Annotated in this window: 2 protein-coding genes; both read right to left on the bottom strand. The window is 69.0% G+C overall.

The window, feature by feature from the left end; all coding sequences use genetic code 11:
- Positions 1-7 precede the first annotated feature (7 nt).
- Entirely contained in the window at positions 8-598 is a 591-nt protein-coding gene (gene pgsA, locus CVO76_RS04205) for a CDP-diacylglycerol--glycerol-3-phosphate 3-phosphatidyltransferase (protein ID WP_432206150.1), read from the bottom strand.
- A gap of 6 nt (positions 599-604) precedes the next feature.
- A partial coding sequence (locus tag CVO76_RS04200; RefSeq protein WP_208740813.1) for a DNA translocase FtsK occupies positions 605-2,170 on the bottom strand: 1,566 nt, incomplete at its 5' end.

Below are 2,170 nucleotides of genomic sequence, written 5' to 3'. Positions count from 1 at the left end.
GCGGACGTCACCGGCGGGCGCCCGCCCGCAGGCGGATCGCCTGGACGATGTAGTCGACGCCGGTCACCACGGTGATCACCGTGGCGGCGGCCATGACGGCCGCGGCGAGCCACCAGGCCCAGTCCCCCGCGACCGCCTGCAAGGGGATGAGGAACAGCAGGATCGCGACGGTCTGCACGACGGTCTTGAGCTTGCCGCCGCGGGAGGCCGGCATGACGCCGTACCGGATGACGGCGAACCGCAGGAGCGTGATGCCGATCTCGCGGACGAGGATGAGGATGGTGACCCACCACCACAGCTCGCCCAGCACCGAGAGCAGCACCAGCGCGGATCCGATGAGCAGCTTGTCCGCGATCGGGTCGGCGATCTTCCCGAAGTCGGTGATCAGGCCGCGGCTGCGGGCGAGGTCCCCGTCGAGCTTGTCCGTGTAGATGGCGACGACGAACGTCGCGACCGCCAGCCAGCGGAACAGCCCTGCCCGTCCGTCGTCGAGCAGGAGGAACCAGATGAAGAACGGCACGAGCAGGATGCGCACGACGGTGAGGACGTTCGCGATGTTCAGGACCGGCACCGCCGGGCTCGGGGAGGTACTCACGATGTCAGGCTACCTGCCGGTGAGGTTCCACGCGTCGTTGTCACCGTCGTCGCCGCCGTCCGAGGCGTCCGCGCCGTCGTAGTAGTCCACGGCCTGCGCGCGGGAGGCGAGGTCGTCGGCGACGAGGTCGATCGGTTCGGGGGCCACGGCACGGGACGGGGCCGGCGGCTCGTCCCCGCGCATGGCCGCGAGGACCGGTTCGAGGTCGTCCGGTTTGACGAGGACGTCGCGGGCCTTGGAGCCCTCGGAGGGGCCGACGACGCCGCGCGACTCCAGCAGGTCCATGAGCCGCCCTGCCTTGGCGAATCCGACGCGCAGCTTGCGCTGGAGCATGGAGGTGGAGCCGAACTGCGTGGTGACCACCAGTTCGGTGGCCTGCAGCAGGACCTCCAGGTCGTCCCCGATGTCGTCGTCGATCTGCTTCTTCGGGGCGTCGACCGCGACGTCCTCCCGGTACACCGCCTGGAGCTGGCCCTTCACGTGCTCGACGACGCGGTGGATCTCCGATTCGGTGACCCACGCGCCCTGCACGCGCATCGGCTTGGACGCTCCCATCGGCAGGAAGAGGGCGTCGCCCTGGCCGATCAGCTTCTCCGCGCCCGGCTGGTCGAGGACCACGCGGGAGTCCGTGACCGACGACGTCGCGAACGCCATGCGCGACGGCACGTTCGCCTTGATCAGGCCCGTGACGACGTCGACCGATGGCCGCTGCGTCGCGAGGACGAGGTGGATGCCGGCGGCGCGCGCGAGCTGCGTGATCCTCACGATCGAGTCCTCGACGTCGCGCGGGGCGACCATCATCAGGTCGGCGAGCTCGTCGACGATGACCAGCAGGTACGGATAGGGCCGGACGACGCGCTTGGACCCCTCGGGCGGGACGACCTTGCCGTTCCGGACCGCCTTGTTGAAGTCGTCGATGTGCTTGTAGCCGTAGTTCGCGAGGTCGTCGTAGCGCGTGTCCATCTCGCGGACCACCCACTGCAGCGCCTCCGCCGCCTTCTTGGGATTGGTGATGATCGGCGTGATGAGGTGCGGCACGCCCTCGTAGGCGGTGAGTTCGACGCGCTTGGGGTCCACCATGACCATGCGCACCTCGTCGGGCGTGGAGCGCATCAGGATGGAGGTGATCATCGAGTTCACGAACGAGGACTTGCCGGCGCCCGTGGCGCCGGCAACGAGGAGGTGCGGCATCTTGGCCAGGTTGGCGACGACGAACCCGCCCTCGACGTCCTTGCCCACGCCCATCACCATCGGGTGGTCGGTCTTGCGGGCATTGCCGGAGCGCAGCACGTCCCCGAGGGAGACGGTCTCGCGGTCCGTGTTGGGGATCTCGATGCCGATGGCCGACTTGCCGGGGATGGGCGAGAGGATCCGCACGTCGGAACTGGCCACGGCGTACGAGATGTTCTTCGACAGGGCGGTGACCCGCTCCACCTTGGTGCCGGGGGCCAGCTCGATCTCGTAGCGCGTCACCGTGGGGCCACGCGAGAAGCCCGTGACCTTGGCATCGACGTTGAACTGGTCCATGGTGTGCGTCAGCGCCGCGACGACCGCGTCGTTCGCCTCGGACCGTTC

The sequence above is a fragment of the Arthrobacter agilis genome (genome assembly GCF_002953615.1).
Classification (GTDB): Bacteria; Actinomycetota; Actinomycetes; order Actinomycetales; family Micrococcaceae; genus Arthrobacter_D; species Arthrobacter_D agilis_B.
The sequence above is the reverse complement of the archived record's forward strand: the minus strand, read 5'-3'. Positions and strand labels throughout refer to the sequence as shown.